At 71.2% G+C, this 21109-nt stretch carries 21 protein-coding genes and 1 pseudogene; 13 read left to right on the forward strand and 9 right to left on the reverse strand.

What is annotated here, in order from left to right; translation table 11 throughout:
* Nucleotides 1–96 precede the first annotated feature (96 nt).
* Together ABD369_RS00985 and ABD369_RS00990 are read left to right on the forward strand one after the other, a co-directional pair.
* Nucleotides 97–1113, forward strand: a complete 1017-nt coding sequence (locus ABD369_RS00985; protein WP_344634203.1) for an ATP-binding cassette domain-containing protein — start codon at nucleotides 97–99, stop codon at nucleotides 1111–1113.
* A complete protein-coding gene (locus ABD369_RS00990; RefSeq protein ID WP_344634204.1) occupies nucleotides 1110–1916 on the forward strand; it encodes an ABC transporter permease in 807 nt (268 codons plus the stop codon). Before ABD369_RS00985 ends, ABD369_RS00990 begins: the two co-directional genes overlap by 4 nt.
* Before the next feature lie 60 nt (nucleotides 1917–1976).
* Here the strand turns inward: ABD369_RS00990 and ABD369_RS00995 are convergent, their stop codons facing one another.
* Complete coding sequence (locus ABD369_RS00995) at nucleotides 1977–5486, reverse strand: AfsR/SARP family transcriptional regulator (protein ID WP_344634205.1); 3510 nt, start codon at nucleotides 5484–5486, stop codon at nucleotides 1977–1979.
* Nucleotides 5487–5692: 206 nt separating this feature from the next.
* On the opposite strand from ABD369_RS00995, the gene ABD369_RS01000 reads away from it, so the two are divergent.
* Entirely contained in the window at nucleotides 5693–6508 is an 816-nt protein-coding gene (locus ABD369_RS01000) for a site-2 protease family protein (RefSeq protein WP_344634206.1), read from the forward strand.
* A gap of 32 nt (nucleotides 6509–6540) precedes the next feature.
* Here the strand turns inward: ABD369_RS01000 and ABD369_RS01005 are convergent, their stop codons facing one another.
* Together ABD369_RS01005 and npdG are read right to left on the reverse strand one after the other, a co-directional pair.
* Nucleotides 6541–6729 (reverse strand): hypothetical protein, encoded by a 189-nt coding sequence (locus tag ABD369_RS01005; protein WP_344634207.1) that lies wholly within the window; start codon nucleotides 6727–6729, stop codon nucleotides 6541–6543.
* An 87-nt stretch (nucleotides 6730–6816) separates the two neighbouring features.
* Nucleotides 6817–7509: an NADPH-dependent F420 reductase gene (gene npdG / locus ABD369_RS01010; protein WP_344634208.1), complete on the reverse strand. Its 693-nt coding sequence runs from the start codon at nucleotides 7507–7509 to the stop codon at nucleotides 6817–6819.
* A gap of 48 nt (nucleotides 7510–7557) precedes the next feature.
* Here npdG and ABD369_RS01015 point away from each other — a divergent pair, with 48 nt between their 5' ends.
* The gene (locus ABD369_RS01015) at nucleotides 7558–8124 is read left to right on the forward strand and encodes a hypothetical protein (RefSeq protein WP_344634209.1); all 567 of its coding nucleotides are present in this window, start codon (nucleotides 7558–7560) and stop codon (nucleotides 8122–8124) included.
* 336 nt (nucleotides 8125–8460) lie between these two features.
* Nucleotides 8461–9783 carry an MFS transporter gene (locus tag ABD369_RS01020; RefSeq protein WP_344634210.1) on the forward strand — a complete coding sequence of 441 codons (1323 nt, stop codon included), beginning with the start codon at nucleotides 8461–8463 and terminating at the stop codon, nucleotides 9781–9783.
* A gap of 162 nt (nucleotides 9784–9945) precedes the next feature.
* Here ABD369_RS01020 and ABD369_RS01025 read toward each other — a convergent pair whose 3' ends face one another.
* Complete coding sequence (locus tag ABD369_RS01025) at nucleotides 9946–10170, reverse strand: hypothetical protein (protein WP_344634211.1); 225 nt, start codon at nucleotides 10168–10170, stop codon at nucleotides 9946–9948.
* A 104-nt stretch (nucleotides 10171–10274) separates the two neighbouring features.
* On the opposite strand from ABD369_RS01025, the gene map reads away from it, so the two are divergent.
* Nucleotides 10275–11120, forward strand: a complete 846-nt coding sequence (gene map, locus ABD369_RS01030; protein ID WP_344634212.1) for a type I methionyl aminopeptidase — start codon at nucleotides 10275–10277, stop codon at nucleotides 11118–11120.
* A 137-nt stretch (nucleotides 11121–11257) separates the two neighbouring features.
* Here map and ABD369_RS01035 read toward each other — a convergent pair whose 3' ends face one another.
* Nucleotides 11258–11965 (reverse strand): bifunctional DNA primase/polymerase, encoded by a 708-nt coding sequence (locus tag ABD369_RS01035; RefSeq protein ID WP_344634213.1) that lies wholly within the window; start codon nucleotides 11963–11965, stop codon nucleotides 11258–11260.
* A gap of 466 nt (nucleotides 11966–12431) precedes the next feature.
* Here ABD369_RS01035 and ABD369_RS01040 point away from each other — a divergent pair, with 466 nt between their 5' ends.
* Nucleotides 12432–12653, forward strand: coding sequence for a hypothetical protein (locus ABD369_RS01040; protein WP_344634214.1), 222 nt, complete (start codon nucleotides 12432–12434; stop codon nucleotides 12651–12653).
* A gap of 88 nt (nucleotides 12654–12741) precedes the next feature.
* Here ABD369_RS01040 and ABD369_RS01045 read toward each other — a convergent pair whose 3' ends face one another.
* Nucleotides 12742–13386 carry a PadR family transcriptional regulator gene (locus ABD369_RS01045; protein ID WP_344634215.1) on the reverse strand — a complete coding sequence of 215 codons (645 nt, stop codon included), beginning with the start codon at nucleotides 13384–13386 and terminating at the stop codon, nucleotides 12742–12744.
* A gap of 282 nt (nucleotides 13387–13668) precedes the next feature.
* Here ABD369_RS01045 and ABD369_RS01050 point away from each other — a divergent pair, with 282 nt between their 5' ends.
* Nucleotides 13669–14427, forward strand: a complete 759-nt coding sequence (locus ABD369_RS01050; protein ID WP_344634216.1) for a TnsA-like heteromeric transposase endonuclease subunit — start codon at nucleotides 13669–13671, stop codon at nucleotides 14425–14427.
* Between the two features lies 1 nt (nucleotide 14428).
* Here ABD369_RS01050 and ABD369_RS01055 read toward each other — a convergent pair whose 3' ends face one another.
* A complete protein-coding gene (locus ABD369_RS01055) occupies nucleotides 14429–14554 on the reverse strand; it encodes a hypothetical protein (protein WP_344634217.1) in 126 nt (41 codons plus the stop codon).
* Between the two features lie 396 nt (nucleotides 14555–14950).
* Between ABD369_RS01055 and ABD369_RS01060 the strand changes: the two genes are divergently transcribed.
* Genes ABD369_RS01060 through ABD369_RS01070 form a run of 4 tightly spaced genes read left to right on the forward strand, consistent with a single transcriptional unit; the run spans nucleotide 14951 to nucleotide 18948 of the window.
* Nucleotides 14951–16480 carry a Mu transposase C-terminal domain-containing protein gene (locus ABD369_RS01060; RefSeq protein WP_344634218.1) on the forward strand — a complete coding sequence of 510 codons (1530 nt, stop codon included), beginning with the start codon at nucleotides 14951–14953 and terminating at the stop codon, nucleotides 16478–16480.
* The gene (locus ABD369_RS01065) at nucleotides 16477–17481 is read left to right on the forward strand and encodes a TniB family NTP-binding protein (RefSeq protein WP_425557511.1); all 1005 of its coding nucleotides are present in this window, start codon (nucleotides 16477–16479) and stop codon (nucleotides 17479–17481) included. Before ABD369_RS01060 ends, ABD369_RS01065 begins: the two co-directional genes overlap by 4 nt.
* Before the next feature lie 4 nt (nucleotides 17482–17485).
* On the forward strand, nucleotides 17486–17953 hold the full coding sequence (locus ABD369_RS41025) for a TniQ family protein (RefSeq protein ID WP_425557503.1): 468 nt from the start codon (nucleotides 17486–17488) through the stop codon (nucleotides 17951–17953).
* The gene (locus tag ABD369_RS01070) at nucleotides 17875–18948 is read left to right on the forward strand and encodes a TniQ family protein (protein ID WP_344634220.1); all 1074 of its coding nucleotides are present in this window, start codon (nucleotides 17875–17877) and stop codon (nucleotides 18946–18948) included. The genes ABD369_RS41025 and ABD369_RS01070 overlap by 79 nt, the downstream gene beginning before the upstream one ends.
* A gap of 108 nt (nucleotides 18949–19056) precedes the next feature.
* On the opposite strand, the gene ABD369_RS01075 is transcribed toward ABD369_RS01070, so the two are convergent.
* A complete protein-coding gene (locus ABD369_RS01075) occupies nucleotides 19057–19614 on the reverse strand; it encodes a hypothetical protein (protein WP_344634221.1) in 558 nt (185 codons plus the stop codon).
* Nucleotides 19615–19722: 108 nt separating this feature from the next.
* The gene (locus ABD369_RS01080) at nucleotides 19723–20049 is read right to left on the reverse strand and encodes a hypothetical protein (RefSeq protein WP_344634222.1); all 327 of its coding nucleotides are present in this window, start codon (nucleotides 20047–20049) and stop codon (nucleotides 19723–19725) included.
* A gap of 423 nt (nucleotides 20050–20472) precedes the next feature.
* Here ABD369_RS01080 and ABD369_RS01085 point away from each other — a divergent pair.
* Nucleotides 20473–21015, forward strand: a pseudogene (locus ABD369_RS01085) (LysR substrate-binding domain-containing protein); the annotation flags it as partial.
* Nucleotides 21016–21109 lie beyond the last annotated feature (94 nt).

Below are 21109 nucleotides of genomic sequence, written 5' to 3' on the forward strand. Positions count from 1 at the left end.
GCGGTTCCCCGCCCCGCTCCGCCACCCGACAGCACGATGACGGTGGCGACAGCAGGATGACAGCGGGCTGGCAGACGGCCCGGGCAGCCTGAGGGCATGACACGCATCGACAACACCCCGAACGAGCGGGGGCCCCGCAGCGGCAACGCCGTCGAGGTACGCGGGATCGTCAAGCACTACGGCGAGACCAGGGCCCTCGACGGCGTCGACCTCAGCGTCAGGCAGGGCACCGTCCTCGGTGTGCTCGGCCCGAACGGCGCCGGCAAGACCACCCTGGTGCGCATCCTCTCCACCCTGATCAAGCCCGACGCCGGCACCGCCCACGTCGGCGGCTACGACGTGCTGCGCCAGCCCAGGCAGCTGCGCCGCACCATCGGCCTGACCGGCCAGTACGCCTCGGTGGACGAACTGCTCTCCGGCTACGAGAACCTCTACCTGATCGGGCGGCTGCTCGACCTCTCCGGTCGGGAGGCCAAGGCCCGCGCTACCGAGCTACTGGAGCGCTTCTCGCTCACCGAGGCCGCGGGGCGCCCCGCCAAGACCTACTCGGGCGGCATGCGGCGCCGGCTCGACCTGGCCGCCAGCATGATCGGCCGCCCCAGGGTGCTCTACCTCGACGAGCCGACCACCGGCCTCGACCCGCGTACCCGCAACGAGGTCTGGGACGAGGTGCAGCGGATGGTCGCCGACGGCTCAACCGTGTTGCTCACCACCCAGTACATGGAGGAGGCGGAGCAGCTCGCGCACGAGCTGACCGTGATCGACAAGGGCCGGGTGATCGCCAACGGCGGGATCGACGAGCTCAAGTCCCAGGTCGGCGGCCAAACCCTGCATGTGACGCCGGTGCAGGCCGCCGAACTGCCCGAGATGGCCCACTGCCTGCACCAGGCCGGCATTACCGGCGCCACCGTCTCCACGGACGCCGGTGTGCTCACCGTGCAGCTCGCCGACGACGGCCAACTCACCACCGTGGTGGGCGTGCTGGGAACCCGGGGATTCGGCATCGCCGCCATCGACACCAAACTGCCCAGCCTGGACGAGGTGTTCCTCACCATCACCGCCAAGCCCGCTGCGGCCACCGCCCCGACTCTCGTGAAGGAGCCCGTGGCATGACCGCGGCCATCTCGTACGAAACCACCGACCCCCGGATCGGGCTCGGCGCTCATCTACGGCACATCGGCGCGCTGACCCGTCGCAACCTGATGCGGATCAAGGCCGACCCGGAGTCGATCCTGGACGCCGTACTGGTCCCGATCATCTTCACGGTGCTGTTCGTCTACGTCTTCGGCGGCGCGGTCTCCGGGGGCCAGCACCAGTACGTCCAGTACATGATCCCGGGACTGCTCGGCACCACCGGGCTCAACCTGGCGATGGCGGTGGGCACCGGTCTGAACAGCGACTTCCAGACCGGGGTGATGGACCGCTTCCGCACGCTGCCGATCGGCCGGGCCTCGGTGCTGCTCTCCAAGATCGCGGCCGAAACCTGCCGGGGACTGCTCTCCTTCACCATCCTGATCGGCTTCTCGATGGTCCTCGGGCTGGAGATCACCGGCGGCTTCCTCAACCTGCTGGCGGCGGTGGGCCTTTCACTGCTCTTCGGGATGTCGATCGTCTGGGTCTCCATGCTGCTCGGTATGTCCCTGCGCAGCGCCCAGGCCGTCCAGGGCGTGTCGATGTTGGTCATCGCGCCGCTGCAGTTCGGCAGTTCGATCTTCGCGCCGCCCACCAGCATGCCGGGCTGGCTGCAGGCCTTCACCCACGTCAACCCGCTGTCCGCGCTGGCGGACGCATGCCGGGCGCTGATCAACGGTCAGGGCGCGGTGGCCCACCCGGTGACGATCGTCCTGATCTGGTCGGTGGCGATCACCGCCGTCACCGCCCCGCTGGCGGTGGCCAGGTTCCGCAAGCGGACCTGACCGGAGCGCGGGTGCCGGAGTCCGACCAGGCGTCGGGCTCCGGCACCCGCGCACGGTCGCTCAGGCCCCGGACCCGTCGGGATCGTTCATCATGGCGGCCGCCTCGGCAAGCGTGAGCCCGCCCCCCTCGGCCAGCCCCTCCTGGTAGGCCCGGTCGCCGATCAGGGCGCGCAGCCTGCGCTCGCCCCGGTCCCTCTCCTGCCGCTCCAGGTAGGAGCCGAGCGCGCCGTGCAGGGTCTGGTACGCGCCCATCAGCACAGCCGCCCGCCTGGCCACGGCCGGATCCCCGCGCAGCTCGGCGACCGCGGTCAGCACCCCGACGGCCGGCAGGACCAGCATCACGGTCATGTGCTCGGCGAAGACCCTGCCGCCGTTCTCCACCGAGTTCACCAGCCTCCGTGCCTCCCTGAGCAGGTCGAGACCGGCCTCGGGATCACCGCTCAGCGCGGTGATCCAGGCCCGGATCGAGGTCACGATGCCCCGGAACACGTTCGGCACCAGCGGGCCGAGCACCGACCGGTCGCCTTCCAGCCGGTCCAGCTGGTCCAGCTGGTCGAGCGCCTCGGCGTAATCCCCGCGCGCGGCGCTCAGGTTGCAGAGCAGCAGGCACCCGTACAGCGTCGCTCCCTGGTCGGCGCGCCCGGTCGCGGTCTCCCCCAGTACCTCCCGGATCAGCCGCTCGCCCTCCGCCACATCGGTGTCCAACAGGGCTTCGCCCAGGCGTATCCGAAGCAGCGGGATCTCCTGCGGCGCCTCCAGTTCCCGGGCCAGTTCGATGGCCTTCCGGTACGCCTCGGTGGCACGCGCGCTGTCGCCCTGCTTCAACGCCGTCTCGCCCTTCGCGGACAGCGCCTCGGACATGCCCCAGCGGTCGCCGAGCCGGGTGAACAGCTCCAGCGCCTCGTCACCGTCGCGGATCGCCTGGTCGAGACCGCCGGACCAGTCGTTCAGCAGGTGGGAGCGGATCTGCAGGATGAACGCGAGGTCGCCCACGCCGCCGTGGCGGCGGCAGCCCTCGACGGCCTCGTCCAGCATCGGCCGCAGCTGGCCGAACGCACCGGCCGGGAAGGCCGCGAAGACCCGGTGCAGCACGGGGAGGCGGAAGGACTGCGGCAGGTCCGGGGTGTAGGCCGCGAGCACCCGCTGGGCGAGATCGGTGGCCTCCGGATCCCCGAGCATCTCCATGTTGCCGATGAACATGGTGACCAGGCGGTGCAGATGGACCTGCCGCCGGGCCTCCTGGAGCAGTTCCGGCGGCATCGGCGGCGGCGCGTCCAGCGGATCGGCCGACAGCGGGACGGGCCTCGGCGCGTCGTCGGCGTACGGGTTCGGGGCGAGCGCGCCGACCGCCTCGTACCAGCCGCGCGCCTCGGTGCGGTAGTCCCGCAGCGCCCAGAACCAGCTCATCCCGAGGACCAGGACGAGCGCCTCCTGCTCCTCGCCGCCGTCCACCGCGCGGCGCAGCGCGGCGCGGATGTTGTCCTGCTCGCGCTCCAGCACGGCCAGCCAGCGCAGCTGGTCCGGACCGCGCAGGTGCCGCTCGGCGGAGCGGACCAGCTCGCGGAAGCAGCGGATGTGCCTCAGCGCCGTTCCCTCGTCGGCCCCGCCCGCCGACATCGCCTCGGTGAGTCGTTCGGCGGCGTACTCGTGGATGGTCTCCAGCATCCAGTACCTGGTCTCGGTACCGAGGCGGGCCACGATCAGCGACTTGTCCACCAGCGAGAGCAGCAGGTCGGCGACCTCCTCCCGGGGTACCGCTGTGACTCCTCGCTCGCCTCCGGGCGCTCCCGGTCCGGTGTCGAAGGTGCCGTCGGCGCAGACCTGTTCGGCGTCCTCCAGGGTCCAGCTGCCGGCGAACACCGAGAGCCGGCGCAGTACGGCGCACTCGCGCTCGCTCAGCAGGTCCCAGCTCCAGTCGACCACCGCGCGCAGGGTCTGCTGGCGCGGCAGCAGCGTGCGGGAACCGGCGGTGAGCAGCGCGAACCTGCCGTCCAGGCGGTCGGCGAGCCGGCGCGGCGTCAGTCCCCGAAGCCGGGCGGCGGCGAGCTCGATGGCCAACGGCAGGCCGTCCAGCCGGCGGCAGATCTCGGCGCAGGCCTCGGGGTCCTCGGCGGGGTCGAAGCCGGGCCGGGCGGCGGCACCACGCTCGGCCAGCAGTCTGAGCGCCACCGGGTCGGGCAGCGGCTCGACCGGCCGGACGCTCTCGCCGGGCACCCCGAGCGGCTCCCGACTGGTCGCCAGGACGGTCAGCCCGGGGCACTCGGCGAGGAGCCGGTCGGCCAGCTCGGCGGCCGCCTGGATCAGGTGCTCGCAGTTGTCCAGCACCAGCAGCATCCGGCGCTGCGCGCAGTGCTCGACGATCCGCCGCACCGGGTCGTCGGTACGAGCCGCCTCTGCGACCGCGCCGCCGGTGTGCAGCACGGTCTCCCGCAGGCCGAGCGCGGAGAGTACGGCGGCCGGCACGTCGCCCGGGTCCTCCAGCGGGGCGAGTTCGGCGAGCCAGACGCCGTCGGGCCAGCCTTCTGGGGCGCCCGTCGCACCGGCGGCCGCGATCGCGGCGACAGCCTCGGCGGCGGCCCGGCCCGCCTCGACGGCCAGGCTGGTCTTGCCCGAGCCACCGGGGCCGGTGAGCGTGACCAACCGGCTCGCCGTCAAGGCGCTCTTCAGGGCGGCCAGTTCGGCCTCCCGTCCGACGAAGCTGGTCAGCCGGGGGCGCAGGTTGCCGACCGGGCGCGGGGCCGCGGGCCTCCGCTGCTCCCCGGCGGCCGGTATGGGCGGGTGCGTCGCGAAGCCGTACGCGGCGGGCGGGACCTGCGGCACCGCCGGTCCGGGGACGGTGGAACGGAGCAGTTCGCGGTGGACGGCCTGGAGTGCCGGGCCCGGGTCGGCGCCCAGCTGTTCGGCGAGGGCACGTCGGGCCCGCTCGTACTGCTGGAGGGCCTCGGCTGTCCGGCCGCTGTCGTTCAGTGCCCGGACCAGCAGGAGCTGCAGCTGCTCGTCCAGTGGTCGCTCCGCGCAGAGTCCGGCCAGTTCGGCCGTCAGTTCGGCGGCCCGGCCGAGTTCGAGTTCGGCGCCGATCCGGCACCTGCGGGCCTCCTCGCGCTGGGTCTCCAGCCGGGCGGCCGGTCCACCGCGGTCCGGCAGGTCGGCCAGCGCGGGGCCGCGCCAGAGGCCGAGGGCACGACCCAGCCGCTCGGCGGCGCGGGCGTGGTCGGCGGCGGCCGTGGCCTGCCGGCCTTCGGCGACCAGCCGCTGGAACTCCCCGAGGTCGGTGTTCCGACCGGTCAGCCAGTACCCGGCCGGGCCGGAGCCGATCTCGTCCCGGCCGATGGCGCGGCGCAGCCGCCCGACCAGGGTCTGCAGGGCGGCGGCACAGTCCTGCGGCGGTTCGGCACCCCAGACCTCGTCCACCAGCAGGTCCGTGGGGACGGGCCGGCCCTGCCGCAGCGCCAGCGCGGTGAGCAGCGCGCGCAGCCGGGCGCCGCCCAGCGGGACGGCGGTGCCGTCCTCCCGGTGGGCGGTGGTCGTTCCGAGGATGCCGTAGTGCACGGGGACCATTCTGGTGGACACCCGCAGCGTCGCACTCCTGTTTACCCGTCATCCCGCAAGCCCCGGCGGACCGGGACCCGCGGCTCGGCGGGGGCGCGCCCCGGCCGGGCCGCCGGTGTGGAACCCTGACGTGGGCCCGTCCGTTCACCCGGGACGGCTTGTCCCGGCCTCGTCCGGCCCGGCATGATCGACCCTCGCCCTCCCCTACCCCTCGGAGCTCCACCGCCATGACCTTCGCCGAAACCCAGCGCTCGCGCAGCGAGGAACGCAGGATAAGCCCGGTGTTCTGGGTCCTGCTCGCGATCCTCGGCACCTCGGGCTGGGCCGTCTGGTCGGGCTACGGCAACGCGGGCGTCGGGGTGTTCCTCTTCGTGGTGGCGGGCTGGGTGGTCTCGCTCTGCCTGCACGAGTACGCGCACGCGCGGACCGCGATGTACGGCGGTGACATCACCATCGGGGCGAAGGGCTACCTCACCCTCAACCCGTTCAAGTACACCAACGCGGTCTTCAGCTTCGTACTGCCGATGATCTTCGTCATCCTCGGCGGCATCGGCCTGCCCGGCGGGGCGGTCTACATCGAACGGCACCGCATCCGGGGCAGGCTCAAGCACAGCCTGATCTCGGCCGCCGGCCCGCTGGTGAACGTCCTCTGCGCGGTGCTCCTGCTGATCCCGGTCGGTGCGGGCTGGCTGGACGACCCCGCCGTGCACGCGAGCTACGAGGGCCACGACCTGAACGTCTCCCCGCTCGCCGCGGCCCTCGGCTTCCTGGCGTTCCTCCAGCTCAGCGCGGCCCTGCTGAACCTGCTGCCGGTCCCGGGGCTGGACGGCTACGGGATCGTCGAGCCGTGGCTGTCGCCGAAGACCCGCCGGGCGGTCGAGCCGTTCGCCCCGTACGGGCTGATGGCGGTGTTCGTGGTGCTCTGGCAGTCCGAGGTCAACCGGTGGTTCTTCGACCTGGTCTACCGGGCCATGGACCTGTTCGGCGTGGACGGCGCCTACGCCGCGCTGGGCCGGTACCTGTTCAGCTTCTGGCAGCACTGACCCGGCGGCCCCGGCCCGGGGCGGCCCGGGGCTCAGGCCCCGGTGGCCGCCCCGGCCTTCTGCTGGCGCGCACGGCGCAGGTAGAACCAGGCGATGTTGCTGGAGACGCCCGCCATCAGCACCCACACCACGCCCAGCCAGTTGCCCTGGACGAACGAGACCACGGCCGCGGCGACCGCCAGCACGAAGACGATCGAGGCGAAGAGGGCGTTGCGGGGCATGGCGCGGGACTCCTTACGGATCGGTACGACCGTCCCATTCTCACCGAAGGACCCCCGACGCCGTCGCAGGGGGCCCTCCGGGCGCGGTCACACGTCGGTGATGCGCAGGCCCGCGTGGGCCTTGTAGCGGCGGTTGACCGAGATCAGGTTGGCCACCAGCGACTCCACCTGGTGGGCGTTGCGCAGCCGGCCCGCGAAGATGCCGCGCATGCCGGGGATCCGCTCGGCCAGCGCCTGGACGGTGTCGGTCGCCTGGCGGTCGTCGCCGAGCACCATCACATCGGTGTCGATCCGCTCGATCGCGGGATCCTGCAGCAGCACCGCCGAGAGGTGGTGGAAGGCCGCGGTGACCCGGGACTCGGGCAGCAGGGCGGCGGCCTGCTGGGCGGCACTGCCCTCCTCGGGCCGGATCGCGTAGGCGCCCTGCTTGTCGAAGCCCAGCGGGTTGACGCAGTCCACCACGAGCTTGCCCGCGAGCTCCCCGCGCAGGGCGGAGAGGGTGGCGGCGTGGCCGTCCCACGGCACGGCGACGATCACGATGTCGCTCTCCCGGGCCGCGGCCGCGTTCTCCGCACCCCGGACGCCGAGGCCGATTCCGGCCGCCGCCGCCTCGGCCCGCTCCGCGGTACGGGAGCCGATCACCACCTGCTGTCCGGCCTTGGCCAGCCGGTAGGCCAGACCGCGGCCCTGGTCGCCGGTGCCGCCCAGGACACCGACCACCAGCTGGGAAACCTCGGGGAGCCCTCGGGTCGGCTCCGTCACTGAATCGTGGGTACTCATGCGGAAGATCCTGCCAAAGCCCGGCCCGGTGCTCCATCCTCTCCCTCCATGGACGCCGTGAGAGTTACCGCACTGGCCCGATCGCTGACCGGCACCGGATGGCCGGAGACCGCCCGGGCCTTCGGCGGCGCGCTGCGCCACTCCGTCAGCCGGCGCGGCGCCACCGGGCTGCTGCTGGTCGGCACCGAGCGGTACGAGCCCTGGCACCTGGCCGCCCATCTGGACATCGAGGCCGACCGCTCCGGTGTCGGCGAACTGGCTCCCACCCTGCTGCGGCACCGCGTCCCGGACGGTTCACCGGCTCATCTCGCCCACCGCGTCGACCTGTTGACAGAGGTCCGGCGCGGCGCCACGGTCCTGGTGGTCGCCCCGGCCGCCACCGAGGCCCCACTGCTGGAGCGCGTCCACGACGCCCGGCGCGGTGGCGCCACCGTCCTCGCCCTCGACACCGGCGACCGCGACCTCGCCTCCCTCGCCCATGAACGCCTCGCCGTCCCGGACGCCGCCGAGGAGCCCTTCGACCTCGTCCAGCACCTCGTCAGTACCGCTGCCGGCCTCCGCCCCCGCTTCGCCTTCCTCGCCCGGCTGGCCGCCTCCCCCGTCGCCCAATGGTGAACGGCTCGCTCCAGCGGCCCTCCTGCTCGGCGTCGGAGGTAGCTCGGCGTCAGAGGTTCTCCAGCTCCGCGACGCGACGCAGGTCCTTGGGCCGGCCGATGGCGCGGCGCACGGCGATCAGGTCCTCCCGGCACAGGTAGCCGCGGTGAGTTCGCGGCCGCGCCGTACCGCGGGGCGCAGGCGGTCCAGCGGATGCTCGGGGATGCGGGAGTCATCGGTCACCCGGCCATCCAACTACCGCGCCGGGGGCGGGCGCAGCCGGAATCGGTGCGGGGATCCGGGTACCTCCTAATTCGGTTGCTCCCGGCCTGCGGCGCAGCCCAGGATGACGGGACCATGACTTCCGACGAACCGTCCCGCCGGCCGGGCCGACTGCGGTCCGCGCTGCGCGGAATCCGCCCCGACATGTCCCCCTGGCGTTCTTCACGGGACTTCCGGCTGCTGTGGACCTCGGGCTCCGTCACCGCCTTCGGCAGCTTCCTGACCTATGTCGCAGTACCGCTGCAGCTCAAGGACCTGACCGGTTCCTCCTTCGCGGTCGGCCTGGTGGGCGCGGTGGAGCTGGTCCCGCTGATCGTCTTCGGGTTGTGGGGCGGTGCGCTCGCGGACGCGCTGGACCGGCGGAGGCTGGTGCTGCTGTCGGAGGCGGGGCTCGGCCTGCTCTCCGGGCTGCTGCTGCTCAACGCGCTGCTGCCGCGGCCGATGCTGTGGCCGGTGTACCTGGTGGCCGCGCTGGTCGCGGCCCTCGGCGGTCTGCAGCGGCCGGCCCTCGACGCGCTCACCCCGCGGATCGTCGCGCACGATCGGCTCCCCGCCGCGTACGCGCTCAACTCGCTGTCCCGCAACGCCGCTTCGGTGGCCGGCCCGGCGCTGGCCGGCGTCGTGGTGGCGACGGCGGGCGTGCAGACGGCGTACGCACTGGACGTCGCCACCTTCGGGGCCTCACTGCTGCTGCTCGCCCGGATGCGGGCCGTCCCGCCGTCCACCGGCGCCGAGAAGCCCTCGCTGCGGACGATCGCCACCGGCGTGAAGTACGCCTGGAGCCGGCCCGACCTGCTGGGCACCTATGCGATAGACCTCTGCGCGATGCTCTTCGCCTACCCGGTGGCGGTGTTCCCGTTCCTGGCCGGCGAGTTGGACGCCCAGTGGGCGCTCGGCCTGATGTACGGCGCCTCGGCGGCCGGGGCGCTGGCCGTCGGCGCCACCAGCGGCTGGACCTCGCGTGTCCGCCGGCACGGCCGGATGCTGGTGCTCGCCGCGCTCGGCTGGGGTACGGCGATGGTGCTGGCGGGGCTGGCGGGCGAGATCTGGCTGGTCCTGCTGGGTCTGGCGCTGGCCGGCGGCGCCGACCAGATCAGCGGCATCGCCCGCTCGGTGATCTGGAGCCAGTCCGTTCCGGACGAGCTGCGCGGGCGGCTGGCCGGGGTGGAGCTGCTCAGCTACTCGGTCGGCCCGCAGCTGGGTCAGGTCCGGGTGGGCGGGATGGCCGCGGTGATCGGCGTACGCGGCTCGGTCTGGGCCGGCGGGCTGGCCTGCGTGGCCGGCGTGCTCGGACTCGCCGCCGCCCTGCCGAAGCTGCTGGCGTACGACTCGAGGACCGACCCGCACGCGGCGGCCGTCCGGGCGGCCCGGCGGCAGGCCGAGGCGGCGGCGGTCTGAGCGGGCCCGCTCGGCACTCGGTTACGGCGTCAGGAGCGCGGGAGCCGCGCCCGACTTCACCGCGGGCCGGCCGTGCGCCCCCGCGCGCCCCGGGAGAGCGAGCCTTACGGCTCTCGCGCGGCCCGGGAGGGTGGGCCCTGCGGCTCTCGCGCGGCCGTCCCGCTAATCGTCGCTCGGCTGGTCGTCGCGCCAGCGGGGATCGGTCCGCCACTCGCGGTCGCGCTCGGCGGCGATCTCCAGAGCGTGGGTGGCCTCCTCACGGGTGGCGTACGGCCCCAGCCGGTCCTTGGCGGGGCACTCGGGGCCTTCCTCGACCTTGGCGTGCTTGATGCAGTAGAACCACTCCCCCGGCTTGCCGGTGGACTTACGGCCGAATCCCAGCGCCATGATCGGTCTCCCGTCGCTCGTTCGCTTCGGTACGGATCATTCCCGGTGCCCGGCTCGGACACACAGCCGGGGCGGTGCGGGGCCCGGCGGATAGACTCGCGGCCATGGTTCTCGTACCCGGCATCCAGTCCCCCACCCGCAAGGTCCCGGCGCGCATCACGCGTCCCGAGTACGTGGGCAAGCCCGCGCCGACGCCCTACACCGGGCCCGAGGTGCAGACCGCCGAGACGATCGAGAAGATGCGGATCGCCGGCCGGATCGCCGCGCAGGCGATGGCTGAGGCCGCGAAGCTGATCGCGCCCGGCGTCACCACCGACGCGCTCGACGCCGTCGCCCACGAGTACATGTGCGACCACGGTGCGTACCCGTCGGACCTCGGCTACCGGGGCTTCCCCAAGTCGATCTGCACCTCGATCAACGAGGTGATCTGCCACGGCATCCCGGACTCGACGGTCCTTCAGGACGGCGACATCGTCAACATCGACGCGACCGCCTACATCCACGGGGTGCACGGCGACCTGAACGCCACCTTCCTGTGCGGCGACGTGGACGAGGAGTCCAAGCTGCTGGTCGAGCGGACCCGGGAGTCGCTCAACCGGGCGATCAAGGCGGTCAAGCCCGGCCGGCAGATCAACGTGATCGGGCGGGTCATCGAGTCCTACGCCAAGCGCTTCGACTACGGCGTGGTGCGGGACTTCACCGGACACGGCATCAACACGTCGTTTCACTCCGGCCTGATCATCCCGCACTACGACAGCGAGCGGGCCACCGAGGTGATCAAGCCCGGGATGACCTTCACCATCGAGCCGATGCTCACCCTGGGCACCTACGACTACGAGGTCTGGGAGGACGGCTGGACGGTCGTCACCAAGGACCGCAAGCGCACCGCCCAGTTCGAGCACACCCTGGTGGTCACGGCCGACGGCGCGGAGATCCTCACCCTGCCGTGACGACGGCCCCACGGCGACGGCGCCGGCGGGCCGGCCGACGGCCCGTCAGGCGTCGCCGTCCGTGCGCCGGTGACCGCAGGACGGGCGTCGCAGCCGCTCCCGGCTCCGGCTGTCGGTCGAAGCAGCGGCGGGGACCGCTAACCGATCAGCCACTGCTCCTCCGCGACCGCGCCCACCTCGGTGCAGGCGTCGGTGAGCACGTCCAGCACCCGCAGCGCGTCCGGTAGCGACTGCTCGGGGCCGCGGGAGTCCAGCCAGCGGACCTCGGAGCCGTCCGGGAGCGCGGCGGGCGGCACCAGGGTGTACGAGCCGCGGCAGTGCCACCGCAGGCCCGGGTGCTCGGACATGGTGTCCGGCGTGCTGTCCAGCGCGCTCGGCCACCACTCGTCCTCGTCCTGCGGGGTGCCACGGGTGGCCGTGAAGAACAGGTAGCGGTCCTCGCCGACGGCCGCGACCGGGCCGCCGACGCCCAGCGCGTCAAGGCGTTCCAGCGCGAGCCTGCCGGCCTCGGCCGGGACGTCCAGGACGTCGTGCGCGCGGCCCGTGGCGGTGATGAAGTTCGCCTGCGGGTCGCGGGAGAGCCAGCGGGTCAGCTGCTCGGTGTCGGTGGTCGCCTGGGACTGCCAGGCGAAGGAGACCGGGTGCTGGGCGGGGGCCGGACAGCCGATCCGGTCACAGGAACATCGATAACCGGCCGGATGGGCGGCCGGAGCCACCGGGAAGCCCGCTCTGACGGCCTGGAGCAGCTGATCGAGTCTCGCCGCCGGATCCGCGCCGCCAGCCGCACGCCCCTCCTGCCGCTCGCGCCTGCGCCACCAGGTCGTCCACCTGCCACTGGCTTCCATCGGACCCCTTCCGCACCCTGCCGTGACCAGCCGCGCCTGGTGCGACGCGGCGACCGACGCGACAACCGACGCAACGTCCGGGCTCGCCTGTTGCTTCCCGGACGGTGCTCGATCAGGCACGTCCGCCATGGGCCGGAGCCGGGGTCGCCGGTCGGCCAACGCCTGGGTCACGGTACGGAGTACGAGAGTTGGGCTCGGCGGGAAGGCGCACCGACACGCGCCCGACCCGGCCCGTACGGGGCCCGCAGACCCGGGCGGTTCCCGGGGGCGTACAGAGCAGGATAAGGGTGCCGGACGGGTCCGGATGACCGGGGGCGGTGCTGCGTGCGTCACTGCGACCGCCACCGGGGTTCCGCTGCTCCGTTTCTCGACCGTCACCGCTTCTCCACGGCCGCCATGCCTTCCGCCCCCCACCCCCGGGCGAGGGGCCCGGTCAGGGCCGCGTCGGCTCGCTTAGGCTGGGGTGATGAGAAGCGCCGACACCGAATTCGTGGGCGGGCCCCTGGACGGCAGGGTGCTGCCGATCGGCCTGACCCTGCTGGGCAGTGTGCCCAAGATCTACCGAGTACCCGTCCCCGCCCATGGCGACGCACCGGCCACCACCCTGGTCTACCGGCGGGCCGAGCTGCGCTCCGAGAAGCGGCGCCGCTACTGGCGGTACGAGTACGACCCGTCCGCCTCGGCCTGACTCCCACCGACCCCGGCGTCCGGGGCGTGCGGCCCCTCGCCCGCCCGCCGGGCCCGGCCGATCCCGCTCGGCGCGGATCGGGCCACGCTCAGTCCTCCTCGGCGAGGATGAGGTACAGCTTCTTCTTCGCCTCGGTCAGCACGGCGAGACCCTTGGCGCGCTGCTCCTCCGAGCCGGTGGTCATCACCTGCCGCACGGCGTGGTCCACGGCGGCCAGCGCCTGGCCGACCTCCTGGACGGCCTCCCAGTCGACACCGCGCCCGGCCTCGTCCCAGGGGGACTCCTGACCGGCCTCGGCCTCCGCCCGGCCGGCCTCGGTGAGCTCGAACAGGCGCTTTCCGGAGACCTCCTGAGCCTGGATCAGCCCCTCCTCCTCCAGCAGCTGGAGGGTCGGGTAGACCGATCCCGGGCTCGGCCGCCAGGCCCCGCCCGTCCGCTCGCCGATCTCAGTGATCATCTCGTAGCCGTGCATCGGCCGCTCCCTGAGCAGCGCCAGCAGCGAGGCGCGCACGTCACCGCGCCGCGCCCGGCCGCCCCGACGGCCGTGGCCGCCGCGCCCCCGTCCGCCCATGCCGGGGCCGAACGGCCCGCCGAAGCCGGGCCCCCACGGACCGGGCCGGCCGCCAGGCCCACCGAAGGCACCGAAGGCGTGCCGCCCCTCGAAGCCCTCACCCGAGAACTCGCCGCGCTCCGAGCGCCGACGCCCTCCCCGGAACGATCCCCTTGTGCGCATGGCGCGCACCACCTTTCGTGACTCTCGCTCGACACTCCCCTTCCGAAGCATCTCGATATCTCGACGATATATCGCTAACTATCGCTCGTCAACGATTCCGCCGCCTGGGAGTTGTGACGTCCACAGCGACCTGTCGCCGTCCCAGCACACTTGTCGCCGTTTGGTGCTCCGTCCCAGGGTTGTTGTCCACCATCGGGTGAACGTCCCTGCGTAGCTGTCGTATGGCCCGCCTCTCGCTCCTACCGTCAGGTCCGCAGAGACACTGTCGGGTGCGGGGTGGTCATGCCAGGTTCGGCGGTTGCAGCGGCTCGTGGTGCTGACGAGCTCTTCGAAGTCGAGTACGTAGACCGCCACGGGCGGCTGGTCCGAGCCGATCTCCTGGACTGCTGGCGCTACCCGTTCGAGGACAGCCGGCCGTCCCGGTCCTTTCCCGTCTACCGAGGGCAGAAGAACTTCAGCGGCTGGTGGTGGACAGCAACCACAGGCGGTCATGTGGGGTACGAGTCCTGGCTGGAACGCTCGTCCTTGATCGAACTGGACTTTGACCCGGCTGTGGTCGGCATCGCATCGCAGCCGATGTGGCTGCACTGGCCCCAGGGCGGCAAGCGTCGGCGCCACGCACCGGACTACTTCGTCCGCAAGGCCGACGGCACTGGCGTACTGGTCGACGTCCGTGCGCACGACCGGGTCAAGCCAGAGGATGCGGATACCTTCGCTGCAGCTGGCCGGGCCTGTGCTCAGGTCGGCTGGCACTTCCTGCACCTGGGCGTCCCTGCTGGGATCCGCGCTGCGAACCTGCGCTGGCTGGCGGGCTACCGCCATCCCCGGAACTGGCGCCCGGAGACATCGGGGCTGCTTTGGGAGGCCTTCGCAGAGCCGCGGCCGCTGTTCCAGGGAGCGGATGTGGTCGGTTCACGCATCGCAGTGCTGCCTGTGCTCTTCCACCTGATGTGGCGACGGATGCTCGTGGCCGACCTGGACTGCTCGCTGCTGGGGCCAGAGACCGTCGTACACGCCGGGGAGGCGATCGCTGATGAGTAGGTCAAGGCCAGGCGTGCTGCGAGTCGGCGATCAAGTCCACTTCGAGGCAGCGGTGCACCGCGTAGTGGGGCTTGAGGGCACTCTGGTGCGGCTGGCCGACCAGGACGGAAGCGTGGCAGTCGTGCACCTACCGCACCTGCTGACCTCAGCCGGATTCGAGCACCTGGGCTCGGCGCCCCCGGCGCCCGTTCCACACACCTCTCGGCTCGCAGGTCTGCCAGCTGTCGTGGTCGAGCGGGCGGAGTGGTGGGAGGGCCACCTGCTTGAAGTCCTGACCGGTCTCCCTCCCGCGGCGGCGCCAGGCACTCTGCCCCGCCTCGAATACGATCCGGCCTCCCGGCCTCTCGGGGAGCGCGAGCGGGCAAAGGCTGCCGAGTTGGCCGCGCTCGGTGTTCCCGGAGCCTCCACCCGAAACCTGCAGCGCAAGCTGCGTCGCTACCGCGACCAAGGGATCAGCGGTTTGGTCGACGGGCGCCGGGACAGGCCCTCTCCACCGATCTCCGCGCGTGCGGATCCACGGGTCGTGGAGGCGATCGAGGCAGTAATGACAGAGTCGATCGCGCAGTCGTCCCGATCTGTCGCGTACTTTCGCTGGCGGGTCGAACGATTGCTGGACGAGCGACACGGCCCTGAGACGGTCCCAATGCCGTCACGGTCGGCGTTCTACCGGCTGTTCTCCGAGCTCGGCTCAGGGCGGCACATCACTGGGTCCGCTCGTACCCGTCGTTCGCTGGCTGGTCGGCCTGACGGTCCGTTCGGGCAGGTCACAGCTGTCCGGCCGGGCGAGATCATGGAGATTGACTCGACCCCGTTCGACGTCCTGGTGATGCTGGACGAAGGCGTCCCCGGGCGGGTAGAGCTCACCGGGATGGTCGACCTCGCTACGCGATCAGTCACCGCAGCGGTGCTGCGGCCGACGACCAAGTCCGTGGACGCCTCCTTGCTCCTGGCCCGCACTCTCACCCCGGAGCCGATGCGGCCGGGTTGGCCCGATGCCCTGCGCATGGCCCGCTCGGTCCTTCCCCACCGCCACCTGCTTGAGGTCGACCAACGGCTGGAACACTCGGCGGCCCGCCCGGTCATCGTCCCGGAGTCCATCGTCTGCGACCGCGGCAACGCCTTCCTGTCGCGCAACTTCCGGGCGTCGTGCCGAGCTCTGGGTATCAGTCTTCAACCGGCCCACCCCGGTACACCGACCGACAAGCCCCACGTCGAACGGACTCTGGAGTCCGTGTCCACGATGTTCTGCCAGTTCGTCGCCGGCCACTTGGGAAACTCCCCCGAGGCCCGGGGGACACGCATCGAGGAGGGGCCGTTGTGGTCGATGGCCCAGCTGCAAGAGCTCCTTGACGAGTGGATCGTGGCCAAGTGGCAGAACCGTCCGCACGAGGGCCTGCGGGATCCGGCGGCACCGGGGCGGATGTTCACGCCTAACGAGAAGTACGCCACGCTGGTCGCCATCGCCGGCTACGTGCCGGTGGCGCTGTCCGGCGATGACTTCGTGGAACTCCTGCCGACGCAGTGGCGGAAGATCGGAGCGCGTGGAATCAAGATCAACCATCGAATCTACGACTGCGCCGAACTCAACCTGCTGCGTCACCAGAGCTCCGGCGTGCGCGAGCAGGATGGGCGTTGGGAGATCCATCACGATCCCTACGATGTGACCCGGGTCTGGGTCAGGCAGAGAAGTGGATGGATCACCGTTCCCTGGCGGCATCTCTCCACGGTCCCAGGCCCGTTCGGCGAACTGGCCTGGGATCACGTGCGGCGGGAGATGCCGGAGGGCACCGAGGCGGAACTCGCCGCCGCTGTCGCGGCACTGCTCGATCGGGCACACGCCGGACCGCCGACGAAGAAGACATCGCCGGATCGCGCTCGACGGACCGTCGCCCGCACACGCGCCGGAACTCGGCCGACCATCCCCCTTGACCTGGAGCCCGACATGCCTGCGGCCTCGTCGCCGGTGGACCCTCCAGAGGAGGACGCACCGCTCGCAAAGGTCATTCCTCTGGACCTGTTCGACCCGCTCGAAGACCCGTGGAGCAAGCGATGACTTCCTCTCCTGGCGCCAGCGCGCCCACGGAGCAATGGACTACCCTGGAGGGGTGGCGGCAGTTCGTCGCGGAGGAGCCTCCGCTGCCGTTGCCTCTGACCCGCCGACAGTGGCTGAGCCTCACCGAGGATGAGCGAGTCATCCGTGATGACGAGCGAATCGACCACCACACTCGCCTGGTCATCGTGGCCACCTCCGCCGTCCGGCAAGCCGTCACCTGCGGCCGCCGCCTGGTCCTGCTCAACCGGCATGCCAGAAGCGGGCGTCGGGGGCTCATGCTGTCCGGCCGGTCCAGCACCGGGAAGACCACCGCGATCACGCAGTTGGGCCGTTCCCACGAACTACTGGATCGCAGGCGGCATCCCGGGGTTCACGATCGGATCCCCGTGGTCTACATCACGGTTCCGCCGGCGGCGACCGCGCGCATGGTCGCGGCGGAATTCGCCCGTTTCCTCGGCCTTCCGGTGAGCACCCGGTGGAACATGACCGACATCATCGAGGCCGTCGTCGGTGTCCTGACCACAGCGCGCACCAGCATGGTGCTGATCGACGAGGTCCACAACATCTCCCTGTCGACCCGGCCGGGAGCTGAAGTCTCGGACACCCTCAAGTACTTCTCCGAACGTATCCCGGCCACTTTCGTCTACGCCGGTATCAACGCCGAGAGGGAAGGGCTGTTCTCCGGAACCCGCGGAGAACAGATCGCCGGGCGCTTCACCCTGATCCCGACCCGAGCCTTTCCGTACAACGAGGAATGGAAGCGGCTGGTGGCCCGGATGGACAGCACCCTGCGGCTGCTGGATCACAAGCCCGGCAACCTCACCGACCTCGACCGCTACATCCACGATCGCACCAAAGGGATGATCGGAGCACTCTCACAGCTGGTCTGCGGTGCCGCCCTGGATGCCATCCAGAGCGGCACCGAAAAGATCACCAAGGCAGGGCTCAAGGCAGTCCCGCTGGACGTGGCGACCGACTTCCCCAATCACGTGAACAGCTGACACCATGCCGCAGAAGCCCGTGGCCCACCGGGTCATCCCGCTGCCTGTCCGAATCCGTCCGCTGCCCAGCGAGGACTCACGGTCCTTCATCATCCGCCTGGCCCGGGCGAACCACATCCAACCTCGGCACCTGCGCGCCTACCTCTGCGAACCGCCCAGGCACAGCGGTCGGCCGACCTGGGAACGGCTGGCGGACGCGGCCGGCCGTACCGCAAAGTCGCTCAAGCGGGTGCTGACCGATGGCCACTGCCCAGAGTGCAACTCGCTCCTGCCGACTAGCCAGGTGATCGGCCGCCCAGCCCAGCAATGCTCTGCCGGCTGCCGCAGGGCCCGCCATCAGCGCTTGCACCCTCGCCGTCCCCGTCCACCGTTGCTGACGTACGCCTGTGAGAAGTGCGCGCGGCCATTCTCATCGCGGCGGGCTCGGCGCTGGTGCCTGCCCTGCCGTCGGCGCGGCCGGGATGCCGCGTGATGACGATGCCCGCCCGACGGCTGCCACGGGCACTGCCGCCCTTCCACGACGAGACCGTGGACTCATACGTCACCCGCCTCGCGCCGGCCAACGCACTGACCGCCAGCGAACTCGTGGCCTACCTCGGCGTCCGACCGAGGAAGAAGACACCCCGCACGGACTTCCTGACGCCGCTGTCCGTCGTCACCGGCCTGCCAGCGGACACTCTCCGGCTGGCGCTTCCCGAATTCATGACGGACCACGTCAGCGACGAACCCGGCCACATCGGTCGACCGCTCGCCTTGGACAAGCCCCGCACCCTCAAGCGCCCGGCGTGCCGCCGATGCGTTCGAGCCGCCGGGATCGACGAAGCAGTGACCTGCTGGACTACCCACGACCGCAACGTGTGCAGGCGACACCGGCTCTGGATCGGCGGAGGCTGCAACCAGCCGGAGGACCAAATCGACATCTCCATGCTGCCGAGCACCGTTTCCGCCGACCGTCACCATCGAAATCTGATTACCCGCCACGGCCGGCGCTGGGTCAGCGACGCCTTCCCCGACGCCCGCGACATCTTCCTCGGCTTGATCAGAGACCAGTACGCCGATCCTTTCGGCCTCGTCGCCGCAGCGCTCGAACAACTCCGAGGACAGGACAATCGACCAGTTGAGGTCGAGACCGCATTGATGGTCCTCTTCCACCCCCAGATCGTCACACTCACCGGGCTCCTCGCTTGCCCCACCTGGGAGCAAAGGGCGATGCAGTCCGGCGACATCGACTGGCTGATCCGCGAAATCACCATGCGCGACGTACTCATCGGCTACGTCCCCCATGACAAGACCGACCCGCTCATCGACTGGGTCACGAAGCGCTTCGCCACACACAAGTTCGTGGCCAGGCACGGCTGGCACCTCTATAAGATCCTCTTCCCGGAGGAGACCGTCCAGCCATTGCCCGCGCCCGGCGCCCGCGTACACAGGCGGACCAGCCCAATCCGCTTCGGTTACGTCTACTGAGACTCCGGACTCGACACTCCGACGGATCGGCCGGAGCGCCATAAATCGGCGCCTTCGCTGAACCGCTTGGCGCGTGCCGGGTCCAACTTCTGAGCAGAGCACGAAGGTCTAGGACAACGGTTGCCCGCCACGACCAGTTCGGCTGACACCACGCGGCGAGAACGTCATCGGGCCGATCCAGCCTCGGCGGACCAAGGCAACCTGGGAAGGCAGCGGAGTCACCGGGTCGAGGGCCCGTCCACGTGACCAGTTCTCGAAGAGGCCCTGGGTAGTCTCGACAGCGGACACGACCATGGTCACCTGAAGGCCACCGTCATCCCAGGTGTTCCACAGCGCCCATCCCTCGGGCCGAGCTTCGACGCCGATACGCGCGCACGCTTGCTCATAGTCGTCGTCCACTCCTGCCGGCATGACCCCAGGCTTCAGCACAGTGGCGCCGACAAGCCGGACCAAGGGGCGATCCTCCTCCACGCAGCCGTCACCGTCGAAGTGGTAGCTCCGCAAGGCGCGTGCGAGGGCGTTAACGCTGCGTTGGAGCGGTGTCGCGCTTTTCGGATCCGGCTCGAACGCGAGCCAGTCTTCGTTGGATGCCTCGACCGTGACGCGGTAGGCGAGACGCTCGATCTCCCGAAGGTAGTCCAGATCACTGAGTTCAGGTGTGGTCACGGCGCGCAGTCTCGCATCAGGACATCCCACAGAGACACGCATTTTCCCTGGACGTCAGAGGCCCCGCAGAAGTCCAGGCGAGATCCACAAGAGCTCCCTCGGCGAACGTCACGCCTTCGCTCTCTGTCGGCGCATGGGTGGCCGATCGAGTACTTCGATGAACATGATCCGATCGTCCACGACGTCCAGGATCAGCATGCCCTTCGAGGGGAGGAGCGGCACGCACCGATGGCCGGCGCCATACGGCTGCCCCCGCGGATGTTCTGCCGTCCGGATGCTCTGGCAAAAGTCATCGCCGCAGCCGCACTCGCCTACCAGACGAAGATCCCGTGCGCTGACGGCCAGTACCGCTTCCCCTTCGGCCTCCAGGAGAGCAGACAGCTCGGCGGCGAGATCTGGGAAGACATCGCGTACGAGGGGGTAGTCCAGCTCCATGGGGTGAGGGTAGCCGGGGCAGCTGGCTCAGCGCGACGCTCGCCAGCTCGGCCGCTCACGGCAGCTCGGTGCTAGGCGCACCCGGCCAGGGTCCGAGGTCCTGCGACGACAGTTGCCCTGAGACGAGGCGATCCAACTCGGAAAACGACAAGTGTGGCGAGACAGACGCGATCACCGCGTCCCCCCGCACCTGTCGTATCGCAGGTTACGTAATCACCCGTACGACATGACCAACGGGACGTCACAGAGTTGGGGGTGGAGCTGTTCGACCGATCGCCCCGGCGGGTGCGGCTGACCGAAGCCGGCGCCGCGTTCCTGCCCGCCGCCCGCGAGGTGCTGGCGGCGGAGCGGCGCGCCCTGGAAGCGGTCGACGGGTTCATCGCCGGGCGCGCCCCGGTGCTGCGGATAGGCACCAGTGCGGGGATGGGCGCGCGACTGGAGCGGCTACTGGAGGCGCTGGAGCGACAAGCGCCCGGCACCCGGGTCGAGTTGGTTTCGTTGCCACGGGGCGACCGGCTGCGGCGGGTCGCCGACCGGGAGCTGGACGCGGCCTTCCTGCGCGGGGAGATGGAGGCACCCGAGGGCATGCGGCAGATCCCGGTCTGGCAGGACGAGTTGCCGGTGGTGCTGCCCTCTCGCCATCCACTGGCCGATGCGGCCGGCGTCGATCTCGCCCGGCTCGCCGAGCTGCCGCTCTACCTGACGGCCCGCCAGAACAATCCGCCGCTGGTCGACCTCGTCGTCGACGCCTGCCGGGACGCCGGCTTCGAGCCCGTGCCCGGGCCCCCGCACAGCTCCCTCCAGGACACCCTGGCGGCGCTGGGTGCGGGCTCCCCGGGCTGGACCGTGCTGTACGCGGCGCACGCGGACCAGTTGCTCGGCGGCCGGGTGGCCTTCTTGCCGGCACGATCGCCGGACGGCTCGGACGGCCCGGCGAGCAGCCTGTCGCTCCCCACCGCGCTGGCGGTGCACGGCGCCGCCGCGCCGGAACGGCTGCGCCCGCTGCTGGCGGCCTGCCGCGAGGCCGGGCCCGGTGGAATGTCCGCCGGGCCCACGCCGT

This window comes from Kitasatospora cystarginea (assembly GCF_039533515.1).
GTDB classification, from domain to species: domain Bacteria; phylum Actinomycetota; class Actinomycetes; order Streptomycetales; family Streptomycetaceae; genus Kitasatospora; species Kitasatospora cystarginea.